Origin of the sequence: Massilia mucilaginosa (assembly GCF_011682145.1) — a bacterium.
GTDB classification, from domain to species: Bacteria; Pseudomonadota; Gammaproteobacteria; order Burkholderiales; family Burkholderiaceae_D; genus Telluria_A; species Telluria_A mucilaginosa.
In genome coordinates, this window is sequence record NZ_WHJH01000358.1 from 1 (window position 1) to 285 (window position 285).

Here is a 285-nt window from a genome sequence, read left to right on the forward strand (position 1 = left end):
GAGGAGGCCAGGCAGTTCGGCGCGCGCGCCATCGAGGTGCTGGCCAGCGCCGGCGCCGACCAGGAGATCGGTCATGATGATTGGCTAAGCCTCGGTCACTCACTGGTCGAGATCGTGCCCGAGGCGATCGACGGCATCGTGCGCCAGGCGCGCACGCGCATTCCCGACAAGGCGCTGATGTTCGCCCGGCGCGACATCGACGTGCGCGTCGCCCGGCTCGAAGCACTGGCGCTGCGGCGCCAGGGCGCGCTCGGGCAGGCGCTCGACAAGCTGGCCCTGGCGCGC

1 protein-coding gene is annotated in these 285 nt (G+C 71.9%); it reads left to right on the forward strand.

Annotated elements, in window-relative coordinates; genetic code table 11:
- Positions 1-285 (forward strand): hypothetical protein (locus F2P45_RS35165; RefSeq protein WP_223164951.1); only part of this gene is annotated, 285 nt, incomplete at both ends.